At 72.3% G+C, this 26,650-nt stretch carries 30 protein-coding genes; 15 read left to right on the top strand and 15 right to left on the bottom strand.

The window, feature by feature from the left end; all coding sequences use genetic code 11:
- Positions 1-65: 65 nt before the first annotated feature.
- Entirely contained in the window at positions 66-1,121 is a 1,056-nt protein-coding gene (locus tag OHB00_RS05530) for a hypothetical protein (RefSeq protein ID WP_406431807.1), read from the bottom strand.
- Positions 1,118-2,398, bottom strand: a complete 1,281-nt coding sequence (locus OHB00_RS05525; protein WP_406431805.1) for an FUSC family protein — start codon at positions 2,396-2,398, stop codon at positions 1,118-1,120. Before OHB00_RS05525 ends, OHB00_RS05530 begins: the two co-directional genes overlap by 4 nt.
- A 452-nt stretch (positions 2,399-2,850) precedes the next feature.
- Here OHB00_RS05525 and OHB00_RS05520 point away from each other — a divergent pair, with 452 nt between their 5' ends.
- Positions 2,851-4,140, top strand: a complete 1,290-nt coding sequence (locus OHB00_RS05520) for an ROK family protein (RefSeq protein WP_406431803.1) — start codon at positions 2,851-2,853, stop codon at positions 4,138-4,140.
- An 81-nt stretch (positions 4,141-4,221) separates the two neighbouring features.
- Positions 4,222-4,446, top strand: a complete 225-nt coding sequence (locus tag OHB00_RS05515; RefSeq protein ID WP_406431801.1) for a hypothetical protein — start codon at positions 4,222-4,224, stop codon at positions 4,444-4,446.
- A gap of 31 nt (positions 4,447-4,477) precedes the next feature.
- Here the strand turns inward: OHB00_RS05515 and OHB00_RS05510 are convergent, their stop codons facing one another.
- The 4 genes from OHB00_RS05510 to OHB00_RS05495 all read right to left on the bottom strand — a co-directional run bounded on the left by OHB00_RS05510 (position 4,478) and on the right by OHB00_RS05495 (position 8,586).
- Positions 4,478-5,506, bottom strand: a complete 1,029-nt coding sequence (locus OHB00_RS05510; RefSeq protein ID WP_406431799.1) for an SDR family oxidoreductase — start codon at positions 5,504-5,506, stop codon at positions 4,478-4,480.
- 67 nt (positions 5,507-5,573) lie between these two features.
- Complete coding sequence (locus OHB00_RS05505) at positions 5,574-6,536, bottom strand: SDR family NAD(P)-dependent oxidoreductase (RefSeq protein ID WP_406431797.1); 963 nt, start codon at positions 6,534-6,536, stop codon at positions 5,574-5,576.
- 303 nt (positions 6,537-6,839) lie between these two features.
- A complete protein-coding gene (locus OHB00_RS05500) occupies positions 6,840-7,499 on the bottom strand; it encodes an HAD family hydrolase (protein ID WP_406431795.1) in 660 nt (219 codons plus the stop codon).
- A 49-nt stretch (positions 7,500-7,548) separates the two neighbouring features.
- Positions 7,549-8,586 (bottom strand): PHP domain-containing protein, encoded by a 1,038-nt coding sequence (locus OHB00_RS05495; RefSeq protein WP_406431793.1) that lies wholly within the window; start codon positions 8,584-8,586, stop codon positions 7,549-7,551.
- A 67-nt stretch (positions 8,587-8,653) separates the two neighbouring features.
- Between OHB00_RS05495 and OHB00_RS05490 the strand changes: the two genes are divergently transcribed.
- Positions 8,654-8,911 carry a hypothetical protein gene (locus tag OHB00_RS05490; protein WP_406431791.1) on the top strand — a complete coding sequence of 86 codons (258 nt, stop codon included), beginning with the start codon at positions 8,654-8,656 and terminating at the stop codon, positions 8,909-8,911.
- Positions 8,912-8,925: 14 nt separating this feature from the next.
- Here OHB00_RS05490 and OHB00_RS05485 read toward each other — a convergent pair whose 3' ends face one another.
- Positions 8,926-10,170, bottom strand: a complete 1,245-nt coding sequence (locus tag OHB00_RS05485) for an RICIN domain-containing protein (RefSeq protein WP_406431789.1) — start codon at positions 10,168-10,170, stop codon at positions 8,926-8,928.
- A gap of 167 nt (positions 10,171-10,337) precedes the next feature.
- Positions 10,338-11,219 carry a VanZ family protein gene (locus tag OHB00_RS05480; protein WP_406431787.1) on the bottom strand — a complete coding sequence of 294 codons (882 nt, stop codon included), beginning with the start codon at positions 11,217-11,219 and terminating at the stop codon, positions 10,338-10,340.
- Positions 11,220-11,458: 239 nt separating this feature from the next.
- On the opposite strand from OHB00_RS05480, the gene OHB00_RS05475 reads away from it, so the two are divergent.
- Genes OHB00_RS05475 through OHB00_RS05450 form a run of 6 tightly spaced genes read left to right on the top strand, consistent with a single transcriptional unit; the run spans position 11,459 to position 15,204 of the window.
- Positions 11,459-11,641, top strand: coding sequence for a hypothetical protein (locus tag OHB00_RS05475; protein ID WP_406431785.1), 183 nt, complete (start codon positions 11,459-11,461; stop codon positions 11,639-11,641).
- Positions 11,638-12,090: a monovalent cation/H+ antiporter complex subunit F gene (locus tag OHB00_RS05470; protein ID WP_406431783.1), complete on the top strand. Its 453-nt coding sequence runs from the start codon at positions 11,638-11,640 to the stop codon at positions 12,088-12,090. The genes OHB00_RS05475 and OHB00_RS05470 overlap by 4 nt, the downstream gene beginning before the upstream one ends.
- Entirely contained in the window at positions 12,083-12,337 is a 255-nt protein-coding gene (locus OHB00_RS05465) for a Na(+)/H(+) antiporter subunit B (protein ID WP_406431781.1), read from the top strand. Before OHB00_RS05470 ends, OHB00_RS05465 begins: the two co-directional genes overlap by 8 nt.
- Positions 12,334-13,074: an MnhB domain-containing protein gene (locus OHB00_RS05460; RefSeq protein WP_406431779.1), complete on the top strand. Its 741-nt coding sequence runs from the start codon at positions 12,334-12,336 to the stop codon at positions 13,072-13,074. Before OHB00_RS05465 ends, OHB00_RS05460 begins: the two co-directional genes overlap by 4 nt.
- A 22-nt stretch (positions 13,075-13,096) precedes the next feature.
- The gene (locus tag OHB00_RS05455; RefSeq protein ID WP_132892608.1) at positions 13,097-13,444 is read left to right on the top strand and encodes a sodium:proton antiporter; all 348 of its coding nucleotides are present in this window, start codon (positions 13,097-13,099) and stop codon (positions 13,442-13,444) included.
- Positions 13,444-15,204, top strand: a complete 1,761-nt coding sequence (locus OHB00_RS05450) for a complex I subunit 5 family protein (protein WP_406431777.1) — start codon at positions 13,444-13,446, stop codon at positions 15,202-15,204. Before OHB00_RS05455 ends, OHB00_RS05450 begins: the two co-directional genes overlap by 1 nt.
- 22 nt (positions 15,205-15,226) lie before the next feature.
- Here the strand turns inward: OHB00_RS05450 and OHB00_RS05445 are convergent, their stop codons facing one another.
- Positions 15,227-15,859 carry a DUF4230 domain-containing protein gene (locus tag OHB00_RS05445; protein WP_406445622.1) on the bottom strand — a complete coding sequence of 211 codons (633 nt, stop codon included), beginning with the start codon at positions 15,857-15,859 and terminating at the stop codon, positions 15,227-15,229.
- Positions 15,860-16,083: 224 nt separating this feature from the next.
- Complete coding sequence (locus tag OHB00_RS05440; RefSeq protein ID WP_406431775.1) at positions 16,084-16,896, bottom strand: helix-turn-helix transcriptional regulator; 813 nt, start codon at positions 16,894-16,896, stop codon at positions 16,084-16,086.
- Positions 16,897-16,969: 73 nt separating this feature from the next.
- Here OHB00_RS05440 and OHB00_RS05435 point away from each other — a divergent pair, with 73 nt between their 5' ends.
- The 3 genes from OHB00_RS05435 (at position 16,970) to tuf (ending at position 19,961) form a co-directional block, all read left to right on the top strand.
- Positions 16,970-17,686: an SDR family oxidoreductase gene (locus tag OHB00_RS05435; RefSeq protein ID WP_406431773.1), complete on the top strand. Its 717-nt coding sequence runs from the start codon at positions 16,970-16,972 to the stop codon at positions 17,684-17,686.
- A gap of 59 nt (positions 17,687-17,745) precedes the next feature.
- Complete coding sequence (locus OHB00_RS05430) at positions 17,746-18,702, top strand: ribose-phosphate diphosphokinase (RefSeq protein WP_406431771.1); 957 nt, start codon at positions 17,746-17,748, stop codon at positions 18,700-18,702.
- Positions 18,703-18,767: 65 nt separating this feature from the next.
- A complete protein-coding gene (tuf, locus tag OHB00_RS05425; protein WP_406431769.1) occupies positions 18,768-19,961 on the top strand; it encodes an elongation factor Tu in 1,194 nt (397 codons plus the stop codon).
- 46 nt (positions 19,962-20,007) lie between these two features.
- On the opposite strand, the gene OHB00_RS05420 is transcribed toward tuf, so the two are convergent.
- Both OHB00_RS05420 and OHB00_RS05415 read right to left on the bottom strand, forming a co-directional pair.
- Positions 20,008-20,400, bottom strand: coding sequence for an anti-sigma factor antagonist (locus OHB00_RS05420; protein WP_406431767.1), 393 nt, complete (start codon positions 20,398-20,400; stop codon positions 20,008-20,010).
- Between the two features lie 171 nt (positions 20,401-20,571).
- Complete coding sequence (locus OHB00_RS05415) at positions 20,572-21,000, bottom strand: MarR family transcriptional regulator (protein WP_351486588.1); 429 nt, start codon at positions 20,998-21,000, stop codon at positions 20,572-20,574.
- A 104-nt stretch (positions 21,001-21,104) separates the two neighbouring features.
- On the opposite strand from OHB00_RS05415, the gene OHB00_RS05410 reads away from it, so the two are divergent.
- Complete coding sequence (locus tag OHB00_RS05410) at positions 21,105-22,562, top strand: aldehyde dehydrogenase family protein (RefSeq protein ID WP_406431764.1); 1,458 nt, start codon at positions 21,105-21,107, stop codon at positions 22,560-22,562.
- A gap of 25 nt (positions 22,563-22,587) precedes the next feature.
- Complete coding sequence (locus OHB00_RS05405) at positions 22,588-23,694, top strand: NAD(P)-dependent alcohol dehydrogenase (RefSeq protein WP_406431762.1); 1,107 nt, start codon at positions 22,588-22,590, stop codon at positions 23,692-23,694.
- Between the two features lie 10 nt (positions 23,695-23,704).
- Here OHB00_RS05405 and OHB00_RS05400 read toward each other — a convergent pair whose 3' ends face one another.
- Positions 23,705-24,655, bottom strand: coding sequence for an NADP-dependent oxidoreductase (locus tag OHB00_RS05400; RefSeq protein ID WP_406431760.1), 951 nt, complete (start codon positions 24,653-24,655; stop codon positions 23,705-23,707).
- 163 nt (positions 24,656-24,818) lie between these two features.
- Here OHB00_RS05400 and OHB00_RS05395 point away from each other — a divergent pair, with 163 nt between their 5' ends.
- Complete coding sequence (locus OHB00_RS05395) at positions 24,819-25,667, top strand: hypothetical protein (RefSeq protein ID WP_406431758.1); 849 nt, start codon at positions 24,819-24,821, stop codon at positions 25,665-25,667.
- Positions 25,668-25,671: 4 nt separating this feature from the next.
- Here the strand turns inward: OHB00_RS05395 and OHB00_RS05390 are convergent, their stop codons facing one another.
- Positions 25,672-26,238 (bottom strand): TetR family transcriptional regulator, encoded by a 567-nt coding sequence (locus OHB00_RS05390; protein WP_406431756.1) that lies wholly within the window; start codon positions 26,236-26,238, stop codon positions 25,672-25,674.
- The gene (locus tag OHB00_RS05385; protein ID WP_406431754.1) at positions 26,235-26,597 is read right to left on the bottom strand and encodes a DUF1304 domain-containing protein; all 363 of its coding nucleotides are present in this window, start codon (positions 26,595-26,597) and stop codon (positions 26,235-26,237) included. The genes OHB00_RS05390 and OHB00_RS05385 overlap by 4 nt, the downstream gene beginning before the upstream one ends.
- Positions 26,598-26,650: the final 53 nt, after the last annotated feature.

Below are 26,650 nucleotides of genomic sequence, written 5' to 3'. Positions count from 1 at the left end.
CCCTGACGTGGACCCTGGGGTCGACGCAAGAAAGGCAACGCCCGTTGCGTGTGGTGCAACGACGTTTACCAGTCGCCGTCCGTCACGGGCTCGCCGGGCGCGTCCTTGAGGGGGACCACCTGCCCCGGGGCCGGCTGCTGCCAGGTTTCCAGGTCGTCGCCGAGCCAGTCGCCGACCGGCTTGACCGCCTCCAGGGTGTCGGTGGGGGCGAGATCCCGGGCGTCCTCGTCGTAGTAGTCGTACCAGGGCAGCCCCGCGCGGGTGTAGGCCGCCCGGTCCACCGGTGACGGCGGGGGCGCCTCACCCGTGATGCGGCGCCACTGCGGAGGTGTGACCAGGTGTACGAAGACCCGTCCGGCCGGGGACTCGGCCCAGTCCCGCAGCGGACGCTCGTCCAGGTACACCTCCTGGCGCATCGAGCCGCCGACACCCAGCCCCATCGCCGCCGGGGCGGACCTCCGCCCCGGGGCCGCCGGAGCCGCTCCCGGTGCGGCCGCCGCCAAGGGCGGTGCCCCACCGAAGGCGCCGGCCGACCGGGTGCTGCGCATCCGCTCCCGGCCCAGCCGCTCCCGCCGCAGCCGCTCCTGACGGCGGTACTCGGCGAGCGCCTCCCCGGACAGCGGGAAGGACTGGAGCTGCACCCCGCCCCACACCTCCTCGCCGGTGACCTGCGCCTCGACCGTCGCCCCCAGACCGAGCGGCACCGCCACGAACTGGCGGACCGTGCCCTTCCCGGAGTTGATGCCGTCCAGCCACGGCTGCCGGGGGAGTGCCAGATAGTTCTGCGGCCGCTGCGACAGCCGGTCGCTCCACGGCTTGCCGGACACCGCGCACACCTTGCCCACGCCGACCTGGAGAGCCGCCGGCCGCGCCGTGCCCGCGAAGCTCAGCCACATCGCCTCGCGCAGGTACACCGGCAGCATCACCCCGCCCCGCGCCCGCCATTCGGCCGGAACCGTGTCCGGGTAGTCGCCCACCCGCCGGACCGGGAACTCGCCGAGTCCCGGCGGCAGTGGATGGGTGCCCGTCTCCGGCAGTCTCAGGGTGCGCACGAAGCGCACCGCCACCCCGCCCGGCAGCCGCAGCGTGTTCCCGTCGATCCGTACCGCCGTGTCCGTCATCGGCGTGCCCCCTTCCCCGTCTGTGACGGAGAACGCCCCGCACCGCCGCTCTGGTTCCGCCGCAGCCGCTCCGGTACGCCCACCCGCTCCCGCAGCCAGGTCAGCCGCGGCCGCTTGGCGCGCTGCTCGCCGGAGACCCGGTCCAGCTCCTCCAGCAGGCGGCGGGTGCGGTACTCGGTGTCCAGCTCGTCGAGGAGCCGGTTGACCTCGGTCAGGACGGCGCCGAGCAGCTGCCAGTTCCGGTCGTCACGGTGGATCTCCTCCTGGAGCAGGTCGGCGAGCTTGTCACGGGTGCCGCGCGCGGTGTGCAGCTCGGCGGTGAGCCGCGCCTCGGCCGACTCGGCGTTCTCGCTGATGCTGGTGGTCACCAGAACCGCGAAACTCACCACGGCGTCGGCGATCTGGGACAGCAGCTGCTCCACGGCCGCGCCCGCGTCCGATGCGAACAGCGGTTCGGGTTCGCGGGCCTTGGCGAGGTCGGTGAAGGTCCGGGCCAGCACGCGCAGCACGACCGTGCAGATCTCCAGTGTGTCCAGGCCGGTGCGCAGCACCACCCGGTGCAGCAGGCCCTCCTTGACCCGCGGATTGAGCCGCAGGCTGTCCTCCGCCTGCCGCAGCGCCGCGTCCACCTCGACGATGGCGTGGTCCAGGCGGCGGGCCTCGTGCAGCCGTGCGGCCGCCTGCTGCCAGGGCATGATCTCCGCCGCCTCCTCGCCCATCCGCAGCATCAGCTGCCGCAGCCGGCGGGCGAGGCCCTCGATGGACTCGCCGGCCTCGTCCACCCACACCGGGGGCGGGAGCAGAAGGTTGCAGCCCATGCCGACGACCGCGCCGATCAGGGTCTCCACGATCCGCGCCCACGCGGTGCTGCTGATGGTGGTGACCCCGAGCACCAGCATGGCGCTGATCGCCACCTCGGGGATGTACTCGTCGACGCGCACCAGATGCCCCACCGCCAGCGAGGCCACGATCAGCAGGGCCAGGCTCCACCAGGTCAGCCCCACCAGCTGGCTGAAGGCGATGGCTACCAGCACCCCGGCCACCACCGCGTTGACCCGGCGGAAACCGTTGGTCAGAGTCGCGTACAGGGTCACCTGGACGACCAGCAGCGCGGTCAGTGGCGCGGTGAGCGGAGCCGGTTCCGGACTCAGGTGGAGCGCGACGACGTAGGCGATCGTGGCCGCGGTGGCCGACCGCAGCGTCTGGACGACCACCGGGTCCCGATGCCGCCGCAGCAGCAGCGACAGTCCCTCGGTCCACTTCCGTACGTGTTGCATCCCTTGGCCTGTTCCCGCTCGCGTGTCACGTCGAACGTATTGTCCACGGATCACTCGCGCGCGCTAGTGCCTTGCTGACCAGAGCGGATCACGGAGCGTCTCCCGAAGCACCGCGCAGCCCGTAGCCGCGGCGCCGGTGATCGGCCAGGGCGCCCCCGGCGAAAACGCCGAAGAATGACTGAACTCCTCGCCTACGCCGGGCCGTTGCGTGGAGGATGGGTACTCGGCTTCCTGGTGGACGCCCCTCGCCTTCGGCGCCCCGAAAGGGGTGCGGGGAACTGTGCGAGCAACCGCGACGATCCGGCCGCCCGCGAACCACGCGGCCTCCCGCGGCGCGACCCGGCACGATCCCCTCCTTAGCTCACAACGTGAACTAAGGGTTGGGGAAATATCGCTTCCGGCTCCCCGAAGGAGTATGTTGCAGGTCGGGCAGGGTTCGTGAAGGGAGCCACATGGCGGGGCGGAACGGGCGCACGGTACGCGACCTCAGGAGGGCCAACCGCACGGCCGTGCTGCAGCGGCTCTATTTCGACGGCCCCCTCAGCCGCTTCGAGCTGGGCCCGGCCACGGGCCTGAGCTCCGGTTCGGTGAGCAACGTGGTGGCCGACCTGGTCACCGACGGCCTGGTCGAGGAGGCCGGCAGCGTCGACTCCGACGGCGGCCGCCCCCGCACCCTGCTGCGCGTCGCCCCGCACAGCGGGCACATGATCGGCGTGGACGTCGGCGAGACCCGGGTCCGGGTCGAGCTGTTCGACCTCAACCTCACCGAACTGGCCCGCGTCGAGCGCCCGTTGGAGCAGCAGGGCTACGACGTCGAGGTGATCGTCGGCCACATCCGGGACGGCATCGACGAGGTCCTCGCCACCGAGGGCGCCTCGCCCGAGCTGCTCCTCGGCGTCGGCGTCGGCGTCCCCGGCATCATCGAGCACACCGCGGACCGCGGTGCCGTCGTGCACGGGCAGACCATCGGCTGGGACGCCGTCCCGCTGGAGGACCTGCTCCGCACCGGCTGCCGACTGCCGGAATCCGTGCGGTACTTCATCGACAACGGCGCCAAGACCCTGGGCCAGGCCGAGATGTGGTTCGGCGCCGGGCGTGGCGCGGACAACGCGGTCGTGGTCCTGTTCGGCTCCGGCGTCGGCGCCTGCCTGGTCACCGCCGAGGTGGAGCACGGCCGGGCCGTCGAGTGGGGACACCTGACGGTACGGGTGCGGGGCCGCCGCTGCCGGTGCGGCGCGCTCGGCTGCCTGGAGGCGTACGCCGGTGCCGAGTCGCTGCTCGCCCGCTGGCGTGAGGAGGGCGGCCGGCCGGCCGAGGGTCTCGACGAGGAGTCGGCGCTCACCGCGATGCTCGCCGCCGCCTACCCGCCCGAGGGCACCGACGCCGATCCCGTGGCGCTCGCCGTCCTGGAGGAGACCGCCGAGTACCTGGGCGCCGGCCTCTCGGACCTGATCAACCTCTTCCAGCCCGAACGGATCCTGATCGGCGGCTGGGCCGGACTCCAGCTCGGCGCCCGCTTCCTGCCCGCCGTACGCCGGTACGCGACCACGTACGCGCTGCGCCACCCCGCCGAGCGGGTCACCATCGACCTCGGCCGGCTCGGCCCGGACGCGGTCACCGTCGGGGCCGCGATCCTGCCCCTCGCCGACTTCTTCGGCCGCGGCGGCCGCCGCGCGGAACCGGCGACCGAGGACCGGCTCCCCGCCTGGCGCACGGCCCTGGAGGAGCGCAGCCCACGCTGACCCCGCGTTTCGCCCGGTGCCGCCGAGGTACTCGCCTGGCGCCCGGAAGGAGACCTCGGAACGAGGCGAGGGGAGTACGCCGTGGGCGACAAGCAGGACGGCAGGCCGGTACCCCGGGACCTGCCGGACCAGCAGGCCGGGTCCGGCCAGGACCCGTGGGAGGCGGCGGAGCACCGGCCGCCGCAGGAGGACCGCGACGACGGCGGCCTCCCCGACACCGACGAGGCCGGCTCGGGCCCCCGCGGCGCCCCGAGCTCGGGATCGGTGCACCCCGAGAACCCGGTGCCCGACGAGCCGTCGGCCTGAGCGACGGGAGGAACCCGCGCGAGCGCCGAACTCAGCCGGCCTTGCGGCCCTGCATGGGCTCGGTCGGTGCTCCGGCGCCCTCTCGCATGCCCGCGAGGAACTCCTGGAGCACCTCGGTCGAGGTGCGGCGCGGTCGCCAGCCCAGTTCCTCGTGGGCCCGGGAGCAGTCCATCAGGGGCAGCCGCAGCACCGCGTCGAAGAGGTGCGGGGAGGCCGGCAGCAGGTGCAGTCCCCACGCGGCGGCGATCGCCGACCGGGCCGCCGAGCGCGGCATCCGGACCGGACGCGCGCCGAACAGCTCACCCAGCACGCCCGCGTCCAGCGGGGGATCGGCGGCCAGGTTGAAGGCCCCCCGCACGTCGGCGCCCAGCGCCAGCCGGAAGGCCTCGGCCGCGTCGTCGGTGTGCAGCGCCTGCACCCGCAGGCCGGGCACGTCCGGCAGGAAGTGCAGCAGCTCGGGCCGGGCGAGCGGCCCGGGCAGCAGCCGTCCGCCGAAGATCCGGCGCTGCTCGCTCGCCGACTCCCGCTTGAACAGGAAGGCCGGCCGCATCCGCACCACCCGCACCTCCGGGTGGTCGCGCTCGAAGACGTCCAGCGTCCGCTCCAGGTAGGCCTTCTCCCGGCAGTAGGCGGCGTCCGGCCAGCCGTGTGTGGGCCAGGACTCGTCCACCGCCCGGTCCTTGGGACCCGGCGCGTACGCACCGACGGACGAGGTGTGCACCAGCACCGGCACCCCGGCCGCCGCCACCGCCTCCAACACCCGGATGCCGCCGAGCACGTTGGTGCTCCAGGTCCGCGCCGGATCACGCGTCGGCTGGAACGCCCAGGCGAGATGGATCACCGCGTCGGCGCCCGCGAACAGTTCGGCCAGCGGCGCCTGCTCGGAACCGATGTCGACCTGCGACCACTGCGTCTTCGGCGGTGTCTCGTCGGGCACCCGCCGGGCCAGCCCCCGGATCGCTCCGACTGCTGGGTCCTCGGCCAGCGCGCGCAGCACACTCGTGCCGATGTTTCCGGTGGCTCCCGTGACCACGACCTTGCGGGACGCTGAGCTGTTCACCTTCGGCTCCTCTCGCCGGCGGTTCCGCCCCGGGTACCCGGCTGCCGGGGCCGGCACACCGGGCGCCTCAGGCGAACGCGTTCACGCCGGTCAGCTCCGCCGACAGGTCCCACAGCCGGGCCGCCTGTTCCGGGTCGACCGCCCAGGACTTCACGCCGGTCGGCTCGCCCTCCACGGCGGGCTCGGCGATGTCGCAGTCCTCCAGGTACACCCCGCCCATGTCCGCCAGCTGTGCGGAGGTGGCCGCCCAGGTCTGGGTGGCCGCACCCTGCTCGGGCGTCTTGAGGCCCGCGACCTCCAGCATGTTCCCCTGCTCGTCCATCCAGCCGCGCTCGATCTTCTCCTCGCGGGGGATGTGCCGCTGCAGCGGGGTCATGATGCCGCCGGGGTGCAGGGCGAAGGCCCGTACGCCCGCGTCCCGGCCGAGTCGGTCGAGATGAACGGCGAACAGCACGTTCGCCGTCTTGGCCTGGCCGTACGCCTGCCACTTGTCGTAGCCGTGCTGCCACTGGACGTCGTCCCAGCGCATCCCGGAGAAGTGGTGGGCGCGCGAGGAGACCGACACGACGCGGGCGCCGCCGGGCTCGACGGCCGGCCAGAGCCGGTTGACGAGGGCGAAGTGGCCGAGGTGGTTGGTGGCGAACTGGGCCTCCCAGCCGGGGCCGACCCGGGTCTCCGGGCAGGCCATGATCCCCGCGCTGTCGATCATGAAGTCGACGGTCCGGCCGGTGGCCAGGAACCGCTCGGCGAAGCCGCGCACGCTCTCCAGGTCACCGAGGTCCAGCTCGTCCACCTCGACCCGGTCGAGGCCTGCCAGCGCCTCACGGGCGGTCTCGGTGCGCCGCGCGGGGACGACGACGTGGGCGCCGGCCCGGGTGAGGGCCCTGGTGGTCTCCAGGCCGATCCCGGAGTAGCCGCCGGTCACGATCGCGAGCCGGCCGTCGAGGTCGACGCCGGTCAGGACGTCGCCCGCCGTGCTCTCCGCGCCGAAACCGGAACCGATCTTGTGCTGAGGTGTCGTAGTGCTCATGACCTGAACGCTACGAATTGGAGTGCTCTCGAAGTCAAGCGGGCGTTCCGACCGTCCTGTGCCCCGTCCCGAACGGCCCTGGACAGGGGAAAGCCCCGGTCGCGACGGGGGATTCGCGGCCGGGGCAGCCAGGTGGTGGGCACGGATGGCGGTCGCCTCTCGGCGAAAGGCTCCACAGGGCTTCAGCCGAACGATCGTCCCTGTGGGCAAAAGGTGAGGCCCGGGGACACTGTCCCATCCGCACCCACGGCTGGTTCAACGGACAAGCACTCCTGGCTGTTCCGGCCCTGCGCGTGATGCGCGTCACGAGGCGAAGGGGGTGTCCGCCAGGGAGTCGAGCAGGTCGGAGGGGTCGGCGTAGATCTGCTCGGCGCCGGCCGCCACCAGGTCCGAGCGCGGGATCCCGCCGCACAGCACGCCCACACAGCGCACCCCGGCCTTGGTACCCGCCTGCATGTCCCACACCGTGTCCCCGACGAACACCGCCCGGTCCGCCGGCACCCCCGCCAGCTCCAGGGCGTGTTCGACCGGCTCCGGGGCCGGTTTGCCCTGCGCCACGTCGTCTGCGCTCGCGGTGGCGGCGATGGCGTCGTCGGCGTCGATCGCACGGCGCAGCGCGGCCAGCTCGGGGCCGCTCGCCGAGGTGGCCAGCACCACCCGCCAGCCGTCCCGGTGCAGGCGGCGCAGCAGCTCGCCGGCGCCCGGCAGCGGCGCGAGCCGGTCGAAGTACTGTCCGTACAACGCGGTGTGCGCGGCGCTGAGCTCGCCGTCCCGGCTCTTGTCGCGGTCCTCGCCCAGAAGGTGAGCGATCAGGTCGTCGGACCCGAGCCCGACGGAGTGGTGCACGGCGTGCATGGTGACCTGGTGACCGGCCTGCCGGAAGGCCTCCCACCAGGTCGTGACGTGCAGGTGGTTGGTGTCGACGAGTGTCCCGTCGACGTCGAACACGGCCGCCCGGTCCATCGTTCGGTGCCCCTTCCTGTCGTACGGCCCCGGGTGACCGGGTACCGCGTCAGGCGCCGGTCACGCGCGCCGGGAGCCGTCCCTCCCGGGTCCAGGCCAGCAGCTCCTCGGCGGACCACGTGGTGACCACCCGGTCGGCGGGCACCGCGCACTCCTCGGCCCGGGCGCAGCCCAGGATCTGCCAGTCCAGCTGGCCGGGGGCGTGGGCGTCGGTGTCCACCGAGAACAGCACTCCGGCGTCCACGGCCCGGCGCAGCAGCCGGCGGGGCGGGTCGAGCCGCTCCGGGCGGCTGTTGATCTCCACGGCCGTACCGGAGCCGGCGCAGGCGGCGAACACCTCGTCCGCGTCGAACTCGGACTCCGGCCGGCCCCGCCCGGTGACCAGGCGGCCCGTGCAGTGGCCGAGGACGTCGGCGTGCGGATCGCGGACCGCGGTCACCATGCGCCGGGTCATCGTGCGGGCGTCCATGCGCAGCTTGGAGTGGACCGAGACGACGACCACGTCGAGCCGCTCCAGCAGCTCCGGCTCCTGGTCCAGCGAGCCGTCCTCAAGGATGTCGCACTCGATGCCGGTGAGCAGCCGGAACGGCGCCCAGGAGGCGTTGAGCCCCGCCACCACCTCCAGCTGCTCGCGCAGCCGCTCCGGGGACAGCCCGCGCGCCACGGTGAGCCTGGGGGAGTGGTCGGTGAGCACCGCCCAGTCGTGCCCGAGGGCGGCCGCGGTGCGGCCCATCTCCTCGATCGGGCTGCCGCCGTCGGACCAGTCCGAGTGCAGATGGCAGTCCCCGCGCAGCAGCTCGCGCAGCCCGGACCCGGGGCCGGTCGCGGGTTTGCCCGTCTCTTCCTCAAGCCGGCGCAAATATCCGGGCAAATCTCCGGCCAGCGACTCGTGGACCACCTGGGCCGTCTTCGGGCCCACGCCCCGCAGCGACTCCAGCGTTCCGGCCCGTGCCCGCGCGGCCACCTCGTCCGCGGGCAGGGCCGCCAGGACCCGGGCGGCGGTGCGGAAGGCACGCACCCGGTACGTGGGTGCCAGCGACCGTTCCAGCAGGAAGGCGATGCGTTCCAGCGCCTCGACGGGGTCCATGGCCACCTCCACCGTCAGGGTGACTCAGGCCGGTCACTTCCGCCCGGGGAGATCTACCCTCGATTGCATGACCGAGATAGCGAGCCCGTTCATCTCCCAGCCGCGGATCCTGGTGCTCGGGGTCATGACCGGCAAGCCCGGCGCCCCGCCCTTCCGCATCGTGGAGATCGACGGTGAGGTGGTCTGCCAGGCGCGCGCGATCACGGACGTGCTGGAGGTCGCCGCGTCCCACGGCATCAAGGTCCACGACCTGGACGACCCGGCCGTGGTCTGCTGGGTGGGCGGGGACAAGTTCACCTGGAGGCCCCGCCCCTCGCGCCGCTAGCGCGAGCACTGTTCTCAGCCGACCGTCCACTTCTGGTTGGCGCCGCCCGAGCAGGTCCAGATCTGCAGCCGGGTGCCGTTGGCCGAGTTGTCGCCGGTGACGTCCAGGCACTTGTTCGCCTGTGGGTTCACGATGTCGTGCGCCGCCGAGACGGCCCACTGCTGGGCGGCGGTGCCGTTGCAGTCGTAGAGCTGGACCGTCGTGCCGTCCGCCGTTCCGCCGCCGGTGACGTCCAGGCACTTGCCGAGCGCGCGGACGGTGCCGTCGCTGCCGACCGTCCACTGCTGGGCGGCGGTGCCGTTGCAGTCGTAGAGCTGCACCGGCGTGCCGTTGGCGGAGTTCGCCCCGGCCACGTCCACGCACTTGCCTGCCAGACCCCTGATCGCGACCCCGGTCGCACTGCCACCGGTCGTCACCGACACCGAGTCCACCACCAGCTGGGCCGGGAAGGCCGTGGAGCCGTCGGGGTCTCCCGGCCAGTAACCGCCGACCGCCAGGTTGAGGATCAGGAAGAACGGCTTGTTGAACGCCCAGGTGTTGCCGCCCACGTCGGCGGGCGTGCGGGTCTCGTAGACGACGCCGTCGACCGACCACTTGACAGAGTCGGGCGCCCAGTCGACGGCGAACGTGTGGAAGGCGTCCGCGAAGGCCTGGCCGTTCGGCAGTGAGTAGGCGGCGCCTATCCCGTTGGAGCCGGAGTAGCCGGGTCCGTGGATGGTGCCGTGCACGGTCGACGGCTCGAAGCCGACGTTCTCCATCACGTCGATCTCGCCGGAGTTCGGCCAGCCTACCGACCCGATGTCGGTGCCGAGCATCCAGAACGCCGGCCACATGCCCTGCCCGCGCGGGATCTTCATACGGGCCTCGACGTGCCCGTACTGGGCGCTGAACTTCCCGGAGGTGTTCAGCCGGGCCGAGGTGTACTGGCAGGTGCCGTACCAGCACTGGTAGTTGGCGGGGTTCTCCTTCCTGGCCGTGATGACCAGGTGCCCCTGGCCGTCCAGGGCGGCGTTGCCGGTGCCCGAGGTGTAGTACTCCCTTTCGTGGTTGTTGACGTTGTCGCCGGTCTCCATCGTCCATTTCGAGGAGTCGACCGGCGAACCGGCCGCCCCGTCGAAGGTGTCGGAGAAGGTCACGGCGGCCGCGCTCGCGTCGGCTGACGCGGACGCGGCTCGCGCGGGTCCGACGGCGGCGGTCGCGACCAGCGCCGCGGAGAGCGCTGCGAACAGACATCTGCGGAGCAATCGTGGGGAGGCCACGGCTCTTCCTTCCGTACGGCGGCCGGGCGCGGGGAGGCAGCCGGCCGGGGTGGGGGGTGAAGGCGTCGCCTCTTGATTTAAGGAGTGAGATAAGTCTGCGTCAATACCTTGGTACAGACCGGTATTCGAGCGATCGGACGGCCTCCCCCGAGGGCCGCCCCGCCGGGTCAGGCCTTGCGCTTGCGGGCGTGCACCGCCCGGCCGAGCCGCCGGCCCAGCAGCAGCCAACCGACCAGTGCCCCCGTCGTGTTGAGGATGACGTCGTCCACGTCGAAGGCCCGGCCGGTGACCAGTGCGCCCTGCGCCATCTCCACCAGCAGCATCACGATCGCGGTGAGCAGCAGCACCCGCAGGACGCCCCGGGCGCGGGGCGCGAGGACCGGCACGAGGATCCCGAACGGGACGCCGAGCAGGATGTTCCCGCCGATCTGCTTCACGGCGTCACGGAACACGGGCTGGTCCAGATAGATCTTGAGGGTGGCGCCGGGATGCAGGTTCGTGTGGGCGATCGACACGGACGCCGGGGACGGATCCAGGGTCAGATCGGCCAGTACGACGGCGAAGGCCACCATCGCGGCGAAGGCACAGGCCATGGCCAGCAGCCGCAGCGGGAGGGGGAGCGGGCGCCGCTCGGTGGCGGTCCTGGCGGCGGACGTACCCGCCTTGCCTGCGGCGCCCTTTCCGCCGGTGTCGCTCTTCCCGGCGGACCCGCCCGGCTTGGCCGCGCCGCCTGCCGCGCCGGAGCCGCGCAACCTGCCGATGAAGCTGTTCTTCCCGGCATCCGCCGGTTCAGCCGTGCCGCCCGGTCGGGCGGTGCCGCCCGCTGCGCCGGAGCCGCGCAACCTGCCGATGAAGCCCTTCTTCCCGGTGCCCGTCGGCCCGGTGGAGCCTTCCCCCTTCGTGACGGCGCCCGGCTGGTCGCCGCGGACGCCGACGACGCGCGCGGCCCTGCTGAACAGCCTCGCCCTCGTGCCGGTGTCCCCGTCCTTCTTCGTCTCCTCGGTGGTCTCGCCTTTGGTGATGCGCAGGCGCGAGGCGGCGCTGGCCATTGAGTCCTCCACTCTCCAACCTTGCGGCGTGATGAGCCAGTTACCCCCGAAACGCCGGGCGATGCCGTGGCCCGGAGGTCGGCCGGAGCAGACCGCTGGTTTCCGGGTGCGCTCCCTGGGCACTCCGGGTGCGTTCCGCGTGCCGCCGCTCCCGGCGACGGTCGCGATGCTTGGATGCACAAGCGGCGAAGAAGCGGCGAATCGGACATCGCGCCGCTCGGTGACCGAGGAGGCGGCGTATGAGCAGGCGTACGGCGCTCGTCGCCGCGGCCGAACTGCTGGCGTGGTGGGCCGTTCTCGCCCTGCTGTGGCTGGTGTTCATCAGCAGCGTCGACACCCTGGAGCGGATCGTCGGCGCGAGCGTGGCGGCGATCGGTGCGCTGGTGGCGCGGGCCGGCCGGCGGGCGGTGAGCTGGCGGTGAACGGCTGGATCCTCGCGGCGACCGTGCTGCTGGCCGGGGGCGCGGGCACGGCCCTGTGGGGCGTGGCCACCGGCCCGCTGAGCCGGCGTGTGGTCGCCCAGAACCTCTCCACCTCGGCGGTCTGCGCGAGCCTGCTGCTGCTCGCCCAGGGCTACGGCCGTACGTCCTACGTCGATCTCGGCCTGCTGCTGGCCGTACTGGGCCCGGTCGGCACCCTGGTCTTCGCCCGGCTGCTCGCCGGCGACCTGACGGACGACCGGGCCGCCGCCTGGGGTCTGACGTGGACGACGGTCGGCGTGGACGTGGCCGTCGTGGTCGCCCTGTGCGTGGCGACCGGGCCGGGCCGGGCGATGGTGAAACTCCTGGTGATCGGGGCGCTGCTGATCGGCGGGAACGTGGTCGCCTCACGGGCCCTGTCCGGCGGCTTCCGGGGGGTGCGCGGTGGCTGACGCGGTGATCGTCGTGGCACTGCTGCTCACCGCGGGAGCGGCGACCGCGGCCGTGGCGACCCGGGACCCGGCCCGCCAGGCCCTGGTGCTGTCCCTGCTCGGCCTGTTCCTCGGCGTCGTCTTCACCGTGCTCCAGGCCCCCGACGTCGGCCTCTCCCAGCTCGCCGTCGGCTCGGCGCTGACTCCCCTGCTGATCATGCTGTCGGTGCGGAAGGTGCGACGGCGCGGGAAGGAAGGCGAGAAGTGAGCCGCTCCTTCAGGCTCTGGGTGCTGGCGATCGGCGGGGCGGGCCTGGCGGCGCTGCTGGTCGCCGCCTGCTTCGACCTGCCCGGCTTCGGCGGCACCCGCCACCCCTACGGTGACCGGGCCGTCCGTGCCTCCCTCGCCCGGCGCACCGCCAACGTCATCTCCTCCGTCAACTTCGACCAGCGCGCCTACGACACCCTCGGCGAGATGAGCATCCTCTTCGCCGCCGTCCTCGGCTGTGTGGTCCTGCTGCGCCAGAACCGGGACGAACACCGGGATCGCCCGAAGCCCACCGAAGTGGCCCTGCCGGTCCGCCGGTACGCCCTGCTGGTGCTGCCCGTCGCCCTGGTCACCGGCCTGTACGTCATCGCGCACGGCCAGCTCAGCCCCGGCGGCGGCTTCCAGGGCGGGGTCGTCGCCGCGACCGCGCTGCACCTGATGTACCTGGGCGCCGACTACGGCGCCCTGGAACGCGTCCGCCCCATCGGCGTCTTCGAGGTCACCGACTCCCTCGCGGCCTGCTCCTACCTGGTCCTGGGGCTCGCCGGGGTGCTGACCGGCACCGCCTTCCTCGCCAACACCCTCCTGCCGTACGGCACCTTCAACACGCTGTCGTCCGGCGGCACGGTCCCCCTGCTGAACGCGGCCATCGGCATGGAGGTGGCGAGCGCGGTCGTGGTGCTGCTCGCCCGCTTCCTCGACCAGGCCGTCGAGATCGAGGACGAGAACGGGAGTTGAGCCCGCAGTGATGCACTCCGTGATGCACGTCTTCCCCTATCTGGTCGCCGTCTGGATCTTCCTGACGGGTTGTTACGGCCTGGCCACCAGCCGGAACCTGATCCACGCCGTCGGCTGCCTGGCCGTCGTGCAGTCCTCGACGTACGTCCTGCTGCTCGCTGTCGGCTATCGCGACGGCGGCACCGCACCCGTCTTCTCCGACCTCAAGCCGGGCAGCCGGCCGCTGGTCGACCCGGTCGTGCAGGCCCTCGCCCTCACCGATGTGGTCGTCGGTGCGACCGTCACCGCGCTGCTGCTCGCACTCGTGCTCCAGATCGCCAAGCGGCACGGCACGGTCGACCCCGACGAACTGACGGAGCTGCGCGGCTGATGCACCACCTGCTTCCGCTGCTCGCGGCCGGCCCCCTGCTCGGCGCCACCCTGCTGGTGGCCGCGGGCCGCCGGCTGCCCAGGGTCGTCGCCGAGAGCTTCGCCTGCGCGGTCTGCGCGGGTACCTGCGCCCTCGCCCTGTTCCTGCTGCTGAACTCCTCGCCCCCGATGACCGAGTGGGTGGGCGGCTGGCGACCGGTCCACGGGGAGAGCGTCGGGATCGTGGTGATCGGCGACGGACCGTCCCTCGGCATGGCCGCGCTCGCCTCCCTGCTGACGCTCGCCGCCCTGGTGTACTCCTGGCACTACTTCGAGGAGCCGCCACGCGGCCACGCCGGCTCCTACCCGGCGCTGATGCTGGCCTTCCAGGCCGGCATGTGCGGGTTCGCGATCGCCGGCGACCTGTTCAACATGTTCGTGTTCTTCGAGCTGATGAGCGTGGTCGCCTACGCGCTGACCGGCTACCGCATCGACGAGGCCAAGGCGGTGCAGGGCGCGCTGACCTTCGGCGTGGTCAACTCCTTCGGCGCGTACGCGATGCTGATGGGCATCGGACTGCTGTACGCCCGCACCGGCGAACTGGCCATGTCGAAGATCGGCCGTGGTCTGGACGCGCACGGCCGCCCCGACGCGCTGGTCCTCGCCGCGTTCGTGCTGGTGCTCACCGCGCTGCTGGTCAAGGCCGCCGCCGCCCCCTTCCACCTCTGGCTCCCCGACGCCCACGCCGTCGCCCCCACCCCGGTGTGCATGCTGCTCTCCGGGGTCATGGTCGAACTCGGCGCGTACGGGGTGTGGCGGGTGTACGGCACGATCTTCGCAGGACCCGGCGGGATTCCGGCGGCCGACCTGGAGCGGGCCCTGGTCGTCCTGGGCGTGCTCACGGCCGTGGTCGGCGCGGTCATGTGCTGGCACCAGCGGCACATCAAACGGCTGCTGGCCAACTCCACCATCGCCCACACCGGGCTGTTCCTCGTCACCCTGGGCGTCCTCACCCCGGAGGGCGACGACGGGGCCGCGCTCTACATCCTCGGGCACGCGGGGGTGAAGGCCGCTCTGTTCGCCTGCACGGGCATCCTCCTGGACCGTTACGGCAACGTCGACGAACGCGCGCTGCACGGGCGGGGCCGTGACCTGCGCACGGTGGGTGTCCTGTTCGGCGTCGGAGGGCTGGCCCTGGCCGGCCTGCCGCCGTTCGGCACCGGGATCGGCAAGGCGGTCTCCGAGGAGGCGGTGGGCGGACCGCTCACGGTGCTGTTCGTCCTCGCGTCGGCGGTGACGGCGGGCGCGGTGCTGCGGGTCGCCGCCCGGGTCTTCCTCGGCCTCGGCGCCCCGCCGCCCAAGGGCGCCGCCTACGAGACCACCGGGACCGGCGAGGAGCCCGAGACGGAGGGCAGGCTGGACCGGATCCCGGCCACCATGATCCTCGTACCCGCGGTCCTGCTGGCCGGCGCCCTTGCCGTCGGTGTCGCCCCCGGCTTCCCCGAGGTGCTGTCCCGTGCCGTCGCCGCGGCCGGAACGGGCAGGATCCCGGCCGCCGTCCACTGGACGGCGGCCGGGATCCTGCTGGGCCTGCTCTCCACCCTCCTCGCCGTGGGCCTCGCCGCCGCAGCGATCGTCCGCCCCGGCCTGCTGACCGCCCCGAACTGGGCGCTGCCGCTGCGCCGGCTGCAGTCCGGGCACATCGGGGACTACGTGGCCTGGCTGCTGGTCGGCGCGGCCGCGCTCGGCGCGTTGGCCCTGCCGGGGGTGCTGGGCGGCTGAGCCGACGGCGCCGGAGGCACGGTCACACCGTCCCGTAGGACACATGCACCTCCGTGAAGCCGAGGGAGTGCAGCAGCCCCTCCAGCATGTCGGTGGTGTTGGTCTCGGCCCGGGTGGTCAGCCCGCTGTCCTTGGCCGCGGAGTCGATGTGCTTCACGGCCAGCTTCTGCACCGCCTGCTCGCTGTCGGGGTTGTCGGAGAACAGGTCACCGAGCCGGTCGAGCAGGCCGCGCTGCTTGGACACGGCGTAGGAGTGGTCGGGGTCCAGTGTCGCCTTGCCGAGCTGCGCGTGCGGCAGCCGGATGGTGGCCTCGGTGCGGTCGCCGTTGACCGTCACGTCCTTCTGGGCGATCCGGCCGAGGTCGACGTAGGCGTCGACGGTGCCCGCCCCGACGTACAGGGTGCGGGTGCCGCGGATCGCGCTGGGCAGGTACTTGGCGTCCTTCTCCAGGTCCACGACGACCTGGAAGTTGCCGGAGGCCGCGTCGTAACGGCTCATGTCCTGGATGGACTTGAGCAGAGCCGGGCCGGTGTTGTCGCGGGTCTCCGTGCCGAACAGGTCCTTGATCCCGGGCAGCACCGCCAGTTTGATCCCGGCGAACAGCACCACGAGCACCAGCACCAACGCGGTGACCAGTTTCGCCCAGCCGGGCATGCGCCGGGGCCGGGCCGTGACGGGAGCGTCCTGCGTGGAGCTCGCCTTGCTCTCCTTGGTGGAACTCGCCATGTGACGGTCCTCCTTTCCAACGACACGCATGCCCGCCAGAGGGCCTGCCAGACCGTGTTGTTGGCCGATTGGGACAGCTGAGGCAGGACTGATACACGCGGCGGCGTGACGCGCCCGGCGGCAACCTGCCACCGGATCGCCCGGACGGCCGGTCAGGACCGTGCGGCCAGCTCCGCGATCCGGCGGGCCGACGCCGAACCCGGGTCCGCGGTGACGAGGACGACCTCCTGGTCGTCCTCCGGCACCAGCAGGACGTCGCAGTTCAGGCGCAGCCGGCCCAGTTCCGGATGGTCGAGGACCTTGGTGCGATGGCCCGGGGCGTGCACCGGATGGCTGGTCCAGATCCGCCGGAACTCCTCGCTCCCCGCGCGCAACTCGCCCAGCAGCGAGGTGATGTGCGTGTCGTGCGGATAGCGCTCGGCGGCCCGCCGCAGCCGGGCCACCACGATGTGCCCGAACTCCTCGGCGCTGGAGCTCTCATGCATCCGCCCCTGGCCGAGGAAGCGCCGGCGTGCCAGGTTGGTCGTACCGCCTCCCAGGTCGCCGCCGAGCAGCAGCTGGGCCAGCGGGTTCCAGGCCACCAGGCCGTAGGCCGCGTCGGTGACGATCGCCGCGGTGTCGGGGAGCCGTTCCAGCATCCGGACCACGTGGGGGCGCACCTGCCGGACCGCCAGGGTGCCGGGCGGGGGCGCGGCCGAGCCGGCCAGCCGGAAGAGGTGGCTGCGCTCCGCGGGGGCCAGCCGCAGCGCCCCGGCCAGGGCATCCAGGACGCGCGGGGAGGGGCGGGGGCCGCGGGCCTGCTCCAGGCGGATGTAGTAGTCGACGGAGATATGGGCCAGCTCGGCGACCTCCTCGCGGCGCAGCCCGGGGGTGCGACGGTCGGTGCCCGGCGGCAGGCCCACCGTCTGCGGGCGCAGCCCTGCCCGGCGCTCGCGCAGGAAGCGGGCCAGTTCCTGCCTCGCCATGCCGTCGCCTCCTCGTCCGCCTGGTACAGGTGGTCCCTGGCAGGGCGGACGCGGCCGCGGGACCGTGGCTGTCATGAACGATCGCACAGCACTCGTCACCGGTGCCAACAAGGGCATCGGGTTTCATGTCGCCAGGCTGCTGGCCGAGGAGGGTTTCCTCGTCCATGTCGGTTCCCGGTCCGCCGAGCGCGGCGAGCGGGCCGTGGCGGAGATCGGCGGCGACGCGCGGCTCCTCGTGCTGGACGTCACCGACCCCGGCAGCATCGAGCGCGCGGCCGCCCGCGTGAACCGCCTCGACGTCCTGGTCAACAACGCCGGGGTCCAGCCGGTGACCGGCACTCCTGCCGAGACCGGCGTCGACGGCTTCCGGCAGACCTACGAGACCAACGTCTTCGGCGTCGCCGCGGTCACCAACGCCTTCCTGCCCGCCCTGCGCCGCTCCGCCCACCCGCGCATCGTGAACGTCTCCAGCGGCACCGCGTCCCTCACCTGGAGCACGTGTCCCAACCCGCAGTTCGCCGAGGGCGTCCCCAGGTCCGCCGCCTACCGCACCTCCAAGGCCGCGCTGAACGCGCTGACCGTCCTGTACGCCCAGGAGCTGGCCGGCGACGGGATCAAGGTGAACGCCCTCGCCCCGGGGCGGCGGGCCACCGACCTGGTGCCGGGTGCGGTGGCCGGGGGCGGCGATCCGGCCGAGGGCGCGCGGGGGGCCGTACGGCTGGCGCTGCTGCCCGACGACGGCCCCACCGGCGGGTTCTTCTCCTGGGACGGCACACCGGTGCCGTGGTGAGCGCGGCACGGTCCGTAGCATGAGCCCGTAGCCCGTATTGATCATGCGAGGAGCGGATCGTGCGAGACATCGCCGTCTTCAGCGGCAGCGCCCATCCCGAGCTGGCCGAGGAGGTCTGCGCGCACCTCGGGGTGCCGCTCAGCCCGACCCGGGTCAGCCGGTTCGCCAACGACTGCCTGGAGGTACAGCTCCAGGCCAACTGCCGGGAGCGGGACGTCTTCCTGATCCAGCCCCTGGTCCGGCCGGTGCAGGAGCACCTGGTGGAGCTGCTGCTGATGTGTGACGCGGCCCGCGGCGCCTCCGCCGGCCGGATCACCGTCGTGATGCCGCACTACTCCTACGCCCGCTCCGACAAGAAGGACGCCCCGCGCATCTCGCTCGGCGGCCGGCTCGTCGCCGACCTGCTGGTGGCCGCAGGTGCGAGCCGGGTCCTCGCCATGACCCTGCACGCCCCGCAGGTGCACGGCTTCTTCTCGGTGCCCGTCGACCATCTGCACGCGCTGCGTGAACTGGCGGCGCACTTCAGGCGGTACGACCTCTCCCGCACCACCGTCGTCTCGCCCGACCTCGGCAACGCCAAGGAGGCCGCAGCCTTCGCCCGGTTGATCGGCGCCCAGGTGGCGGCCGGCGCCAAGCAGCGGTATCCGGACGACCGGGTCACCATCAGTTCGGTGATCGGCGAGGTGGCCGACCGGGACGTCATCGTGCTCGACGACGAGATCGCCAAGGGCAGCACCGTCATCGAACTCCTTGAGAAAATCCGGGAGTTGGGTCCGCCACGGTCCATCCGGATAGCCTGCACGCACGGGCTGTTCGCGGCCGGGGCGCTCAAGCGGCTCAGTGAGCAGCCCGATGTGCTGGAGATCGTCTGCACCAACACGGTGCCGGTGCCCGTCGAGGAGCACACCGACAAGCTGCGGATCCTGTCCATCGCACCGGCGCTGGCGGAGGCCGTACGCCGTATTCACAACGGTGAGTCCGTGAGCGCCCTGTTCGACGAGCCGCGCAACCTCTAGACAGGAAGGAGGAGTTGCAGCGCTGACCCGCGCTCGGCGGCACCGACGCGATCAGGAGGCCCCCAGTGGCGAAGGCCAGGTTCGAGCGGACGAAACCCCATGTGAACATCGGCACCATCGGGCACATCGACCACGGCAAGACAACACTCACCGCGGCCATCACCAAGGTGCTGCACGACAAGTTCCCCGCGCTCAACCCCTTCACGCCGTTCGACCAGATCGACAAGGCGCCCGAGGAGCGGCAGCGGGGCATCACCATCTCCATCGCGCACGTCGAGTACCAGACCGAGCGCCGGCACTACGCGCACGTCGACTGTCCCGGTCACGCCGACTACATCAAGAACATGATCACCGGGGCCGCCCAGATGGACGGGGCGATCCTGGTGGTCGCCGCCACCGACGGGCCGATGCCGCAGACCAAGGAACACGTGCTGCTGGCCCGCCAGGTGGGGGTGCCGTACATCGTCGTCGCGCTCAACAAGACCGACATGGTCGACGACGAGGAGATCCTGGAACTGGTGGAGCTGGAGGTGCGCGAGCTGCTCACCGAGTACGAGTTCCCCGGCGACGACGTCCCGGTGGTCAGGGTCTCCGCGCTCAGGGCCCTGGCGGGCGACCCCCAGTGGACCGCGGCACTGCTCGAACTCCTCGACGCCGTCGACGAGTTCGTGCCCGAACCGGTGCGGGACGTGGACCGCCCGTTCCTGATGCCGATCGAGGACGTCTTCACCATCACCGGGCGGGGGACCGTCGTCACCGGCCGGATCGAGCGCGGTGTGCTGCGGGTCAACAGCGAGGTCGAGATCATCGGCATCCACCCGCAGAAGACGCGGACCACGGTCACCGGTGTCGAGATGTTCCGCAAACTGCTCGACGAGGGCCGGGCCGGGGAGAACGTCGGCCTGCTGCTGCGCGGGGTGAGGCGGGACGACGTCGAGCGCGGCCAGGTCGTCATCAAGCCCGCGTCGGTCACCCCGCACACGGAGTTCGAGGCGCGGGCGTACATCCTCTCCAGGGACGAAGGCGGCCGACACACCCCGTTCTTCGAGAACTACCGTCCCCAGTTCTACTTCCGCACCACCGACGTGACGGGAGTCGTCACCCTGCCCCCGGGCACCGAGATGGTGATGCCGGGCGACAACACCACCATGCACGTCCAGCTGATCCAGCCGGTCGCGATGGAGGAGGGCCTGAAGTTCGCGATCCGCGAGGGCGGCCGGACCGTCGGCGCCGGTCAGGTGACGAAGATCCTGAAGTAGGGGTCCCGAAGCAGGAGTTCCGCGAGCAACCAGGGTGGCAACGGTGTCATAAGGTGCCGGACGTGGACTCGGGCTGGCCCAGGGCCGCCTCCAGCGTCGCCTGGGGCGGCAGCAGCCGCGACAGCCCGGTCACCTTCAGCACCCGCAGGGTCAGCGGGTGCGCGCAGACCAGCTGGAGCTGTCCGCCGCGCTCCAGCACCCGGCCGCGCGCCCGGTACAGCAGCCGCAGGCCCGAGCAGTCGAAGAACTCGACGGGCAGGAGGTCGATCACCACCCGGGCGCTCTCCTGGCCGGTCACCCGGTCCAGGTAGGGCGCGATCTCCGTCGCCGCCGCGATGTCGATCTCACCCCGCAGCTCCAGCACCGTGTGGCCGCGGTCCTGGTGGATGCGCAGGTGCCGGGAGAGCGGCGCGGGATCCTGCCGGGGTTCCTGGCGCACGACGACCTCACCTCCCACCCCTGCCGGTTCAATTACGTTCCCCGCACTGCAAGTTACCCTCGATGGAGGGAATTTGAGCATGTTCGATTGACATATGTCTGCCGCTTCGGCTCGCCATTTTCTGTGGCGTGCGCGACAGTCGGGGAACGGGCACGTGAGAGCGCTGCTTGCCTAGGAGAGTGCGTGCCACGCCTTGCTCAGCGCCTGGCGGAACTGCTCCTCCTGGTGTGCGGTGAGCTCGCGGACCATCCGCTCCTCCAGCTCCCGCACCGGCCCGGCGACCCCGGCGAGCAGTTCGCGCCCGGCGTCGGTCAGCAGGATCAGCAGCTCGCGCCGGTTGCGCGGATTGCGCTCGCGCCGGATCAGCCCACGTGTCTCCAGGGAGCGTACGAGGTCGGCCATCGACTGGGCGGTGACGAACGAGTCCCGCGCCAGCTGGGCCGCCGAGAGGCCGTCATGGCGTTCCAGGACGGTCAGGGCCGTGTACTGCAGCGCGGTGATCCCGGCGGGCTTCACCAGCTCGTCGAGGTGTGAGCGCACCACCAGCTCCACCTGCTTGACCATGTACAGCAGTGAGGGGCGTGTCTTTGTACCGACCATGTGTTCACCCTAGACCATTGACAGGAATCCTGTCTGTAATGAGACTGCGGACCAACAGGAATCCTGTTTGTTGAAGGCTAAGCGATCAACGCTGGGAGTGGGCAATGACGACCACCTTCGAGACCGGCCCGGGGCAGCTGTTCATCGGCGGACAGTGGCGGGAGGCCGCCGACGGGGCCCGGACGGAGGTGACCGACCCGGCCACCGGCCAGGTGATCACCACCGTCGCGGAGGCCGGCGCCGCCGACGTCGACGACGCCGTACGCGCCGCCCGCGCGGCCTTCGACGCGGGGGAGTGGTCGGGACTCAGCGGCCGGGAGCGCGGCCGCGTGCTGCACCGCGTCGCCGAGCTGATCCGGGAGAACGCCGAGGACATCGCCGCCCTGGAGAGCCTGGACGTCGGTAAGCCCATCACGCTCGCCGGAGCCGTCGACGTCACCAACGCGGCCAACGACTACGAGCACTTCGCGGCCCTCGCCCACTCCCTGGACGGCGCCGTCCGCGACGTCCCGCTCAACGCCCTCGCCTACACCCGCCGCGAACCCCTCGGTGTCGTCGCGGCCATCACCCCCTTCAACTTCCCGCTGATCCTGGCCGGTTCGAAGATCGGCCCAGCTCTCGCCGCCGGCAACACGGTCGTCCACAAGCCCGCCGACGAGACCCCGCTCAGCGCCCTCTACATGGCCCGCCTCTTCCAGAAGGCCGGCGTACCCGACGGTGTCGTCAACGTCGTCACCGGCACCGGACCCGTCGCGGGCGAAGCCCTGCTGCGCCACCCGGGCGTCGACAAGGTCGCCTTCACCGGCTCCACCGCCATCGGCCGGCACGTCGCGAGCACGGCCGGGGAGGCACTCAAGCCGGTCACCATGGAACTCGGCGGCAACGCGGCCCACCTGGTCTTCGAGGACGCCGACCTGGAGAAGGCCGTCGGCGCGGTCATCAAGGCGTTCGTCTTCAACACCGGCCAGTTCTGCATGGGCGGCCCCCGTCTCCTGGTCGCCCGCCCGGTCTACGCCACCCTGCTCGGCATCCTCGCCGAAGCCGTCCCGGGCGTCCCGGTCGGCGACCCGCGCGATGTGGCCACCGTGGTCGGCCCGATGGCGGGGGAGAAGCACCTGCGCAAGGTCGAGGAGTACGTCGAACTCGCCCGCAAGGACGGCGGCCGTATCGTCTGCGGCGGTGAACGCCTCGACCTGAACGGCGGCTACTACTACCGGCCGACCGTCATCGCCGACCTGCCCAACGACTCCCGGGTGATCCAGGACGAGATCTTCGGTCCCGTCCTGACCGTGCAGCCCTTCGACTCCGAGGACGAGGCCGTCGCCCTCGCCAACTCCACGCCCTACGGCCTCGCCTCGGGCATCCAGACCGGCAACCTGGCCCGCGCCCACCGTGTCGCCGCCCGCCTCCAGGCCGGCATCGTCTGGGTCAACGACTGGGCGATGCTCGACCCCGCCGTCCCCTTCGGCGGCGTCAAGGCCTCCGGCTTCGGCCGCGAGTACGGCCCCGAGTCCCTCACCTCCTACACCAAGGTCAAGTCCGTCGTCGTCTCGCTCGACTGAGCCCCGCAGACCAGGAGTTCGTACGATGTCCTTCCCCACCCGTGCCGCAGTGGTCGAGTCCGGCGGCGCGCCCTTCACCCTCAGCGAGGTCGAACTCGACGCGCCGGGGCCGTACGAGGCGCTCGTCCGCATGGTGGCCACCGGTCTGTGTCACACCGACCTCAGCGTGGCGAGCGGCGGACTTCCCTTCCCGCTGCCCGGAGTCCTGGGCCACGAGGGCGCCGGCGTCGTCGAGGCCGTCGGCTCCGCCGTCACCGGCGTGGCCCCCGGCGACCACGTCGTGCTGTCCTTCACCTCCTGCGGCACCTGCCGCAACTGCCACGGCGGCCACCCCGCCTACTGCACCACCTGGCTGCCCCTCAACCTCATCGGCGGCCGGCGCGCCGACGGCACCGCCACCGTCAGCCGGGACGGCGAGCCGCTCGGCGGGCACTTCTTCGGCCAGTCCTCCTTCGCCGAACGGGCGCTGGTGGACGAACGCAGCCTGGTCAAGGTCGACCCGGACGTGCCGCTGGAGTCGATCGCCCCGCTCGGCTGCGGGGTGCAGACCGGGGTCGGCGCCGTGTGGAACGTCCTGGAACCGGCCGCCGGCAGCACGATCGTCGTCCTCGGCGCCGGAGCGGTCGGCCTGTCGGCCGTCATGGCCGCCGCGCTCACCCCCGCCACCACGATCGTCGCCGTCGACCGGGTGGCCGAACGCCTGGAACTGGCACGGGAGGTGGGCGCCACCCACACCGTCGACGCGACCCGCGAGGACGTCCCCGAGGCCATCCGGCACATCTCGGACGGAGCCGGCGCCGACGGCATCGTGGAGACCACCGGTAACGTCGGTGTCCTGCGTCAGGGCGTCGACGCGCTGGCCGCCCGCGGCACCCTGGTCGTGGTCGGCGCCCCGCCCTTCGGGACCGAGGTCCCCCTGGACGTCAACGGGTTGCTGGCCGGCAAGCGCATCGTCGGCCTCACCCTCGGCGACAGCGAGACCCAGGCCTTCATCCCGGCCCTGGTCCGGCTGGTCCGCGAGGGCCGGCTGCCGCTGCACCGGCTGATCAGCACCTACCCGTTCGCCGAGATCGACCGGGCCGTGCGGGACATGAGCACGGGCAAGGCGATCAAGCCCGTGCTCACCTTCTGACCCGCGCGGGTCAGTCCACGACCAGGACCAGCTTGCCCGTGGTCCGGCCGGTGCCGCCCAGTTCGTGTGCCTTGGCGGCATCGGCCAGCGGGAATGTCCCCGCGACCGTGGCCCGCAGCTTCCCCTCCCCGACCAGTCCGGCGATCGCGCGCATCCCGGCCCGGTCGGCGTCCACCAGCATCCGTACCGCCCGGACACCGAGCCGCTCGGCCTCCTCGTACAGCAGGGGGGTGCCCACCGGCAGGATCGACACCAGGGTTCCGCCCGGCCGCAGTGTCCGCAGCGAGGCAACCGAGGTGTCACCGCCGACCGTGTCCAGCACGACGTCCACGTCGCGTACCGCCTGTGTGACGTCCACCGACCGGTAGTCCACCGGTTCGTCCACGCCGATCTCCCGCAGGAAGTCGTGCTTGCCGGCGCTCGCCGTACCGATCACGTAGGCCCCGCGCGCCTTGGCGATCTGCACCGCCACATGTCCGACCCCGCCGGCCGCCGCGTGGATCAGTACCCGCTGCCCCGGCTGTACGTCGGCGTTCTCCACCAGGGCCTGCCAGGCCGTCAGGGACACCAGGGGCAGCGCGCCCGCCTGGACGTGGTCGATCGCGGCCGGCTTCGGCACCAGGGCGCGGGCGGGGGCGATCACGTACTCGGCGTGCGTGCCGTGGCCGAACGGGTAGGGCACCATGCCGAAGACCTCGTCACCGGGCTTGAAGGCGGCGACGCCGATCCCGGTCTCCTCGACCGTGCCGGAGACGTCCCAGCCGAGGACGAAGGGCGGCTCGCCCAGGAAGATCCCCAACTCCCGGTGCTTCCAGTCGGTCGGGTTCAGCCCGGCCGCCCGCACCCGGACGAGTACCTCGTTGGGGCGCGGCTTCGGCCGCGCCACCTCGATCACCTTCAGAACCTCGGGGCCGCCGAGGACATCCTGGCTGACCGCACGCATCGTGTTCACATCGTTCATGGTCACCCAGCCTGCCGGGACGCGCTCGGCGGGGAAATGGCACGATGGCCAACATTCGATGGAATCGTGCCAGCCTCGCTCTCCCCCTCTCCTGGCGGGCGTGAACGTTCCGGCCCGCTCCGCCGTCCAAGGACGACAACGGTGGCGAGCGGCGGGGGCGGGCATGCGCAGAGAGCTGGCGGCGGTGACGGTACTGGTGGCGGCCGCGGCGGTGGGCTGCGACCGTGAGGGCGGGTCGGAACTCGTGGTGGCCGGGACGCCGCCGGCGACGCCGTACCGCGGGCCGCTGGACATTCCCACCGAGGAGGTCGACGCGAACACCCCGCAGGCCCTGCGCGCAGCGTCCGGCGCGGCCGGCCGCGCGCTGGAGTGCGACGGGGAGATCTACTGGGGCACCGGGCCGGACGGCTGGAGCAAGGACGACGGCGGCGGCTCGCCCGAGGACGGTCTGCGGCTCTTCTTCGAGATGTACGACCCGGAGGCGCCGCGCGGCGGCTACCGCGTGGAGCGCCGGGAGGCGGACCGCGTGCTCTACTCCTACGACGTGGGCGGGCGCACGAAAGTGGCCGTCGTGGTCGCCAAGGACCAGAAGGGCCGGCCCGGCTGGGGGCCGGAGACCAACGCCTCCTGCGATCCGTCCGAGCTTCCGGCGAGTGTGACGTCGGGCCCGGGATGGCCCGAGATCTGGACCGACGCCCGTGGTCGCCGGGTACCGGTCTCGAAGATCACCAGTTCCGCCGGCGCCGAGCACTGCGGCTGGCAGTCGGCACACTTCCTGACGTTCGGCGGCAGGACCTACGTCCGCGATCCGCACGGCGTGTTCGCCGAGGACTCGGCGCTCGCCGGGCGCTACGACGGTGACACCACGATGCCGGGCGGCGCGCACGACACCGGCTACCGGCTCCGTGACTGGCGGCTGTGGCTGGCGGACGACGGCGACACGGCCTACGTCCGCGCCTCGCACGGCGTGGAGGCCTGGCCCAGGGAGCGGCGCGCCTTCGCCTGTGCCTGACCGGTCAGCGGCTCATGTGCAGGGCGACCAGCAACTGCCAGACCTGGTCCGCCACTTCGTCCGGACCGGTGTCGAGTAGGCCGTGCAGCCAGTCGGCCAGCACCCCGGCGAAGGTGGCGGCCACCGCCGACGCCACCAGCGGCGCGTCCGCCGCGCCCACCAGCTCCCGCTCGGCGAGGCTGCGCGCCCGCAGGTCCCGGTGCAGCACCCGGCCCAGCGGGCCCCCGCCGCCCGGCGCGAGGAGTTCCCGGTACAGGGCCGCGTGCGGAACCAGCCCGGCGAAGAACACCCGCAGCGCGGGCGGCGCGTGCACCGGGTCCGGTCGGCCGCGCCATGCGTGCAGCGCGTCCACGGCCTCCCGGACCACGTCCGCGCAGGCGTCGACGGCAAGCGCCTGAAGGCCGTCGTAGTGGACGTAGAAGGTGGCCCGGCCCACCCTCGCCCGGCGCGCCACCGCGGCCACCGTGGCCTCGGCGAGCGGGCGTTCGGCGCACTCGTCGAGCAGGGCCGCCCGCAGCCGCGCCCGGGTGCGGGCGGCCCGTGGATCCTCCACGGCCGGGCGGTCGCTCATCGGGCGGCGAGGACGGCGGCCAGGGCGAGCGCGCCGGGCAGCGCCTGCGCGAACAGGATCCGCCGGTTGGCCGTGACCGCGCCGTACACCCCCGCCACCACCACGCACGACAGGAAGAACACCTGGGCCCCGAAGCCCGTCGGATCGGCCGCGACCAGCCCCCACACCAGGCCGGCCGCCAGGAAACCGTTGTAGAGGCCCTGGTTGGCGGCGAGCGGCGCGGTCCGCCGGGCCAGCTCCGGGTCGAAGCCGTGGAAACGCATCCCGGGGCTCTTCTGCCACAGGAACATCTCCATCACCAGGATGTACGCGTGCAGCGCGGCCACCAGCCCCACCAGCACGTTCGCAAGGATTTCCATGATCGACGGACTCTCCCCATGTCTTGAACAGGTGTCCACCATAGCTGGACACC

The organism is Streptomyces sp. NBC_00631 (assembly GCF_045206895.1).
Taxonomy (GTDB): domain Bacteria; phylum Actinomycetota; class Actinomycetes; order Streptomycetales; family Streptomycetaceae; genus Streptomyces.
This window is presented reverse-complemented; position numbering and strand designations above follow the sequence as displayed.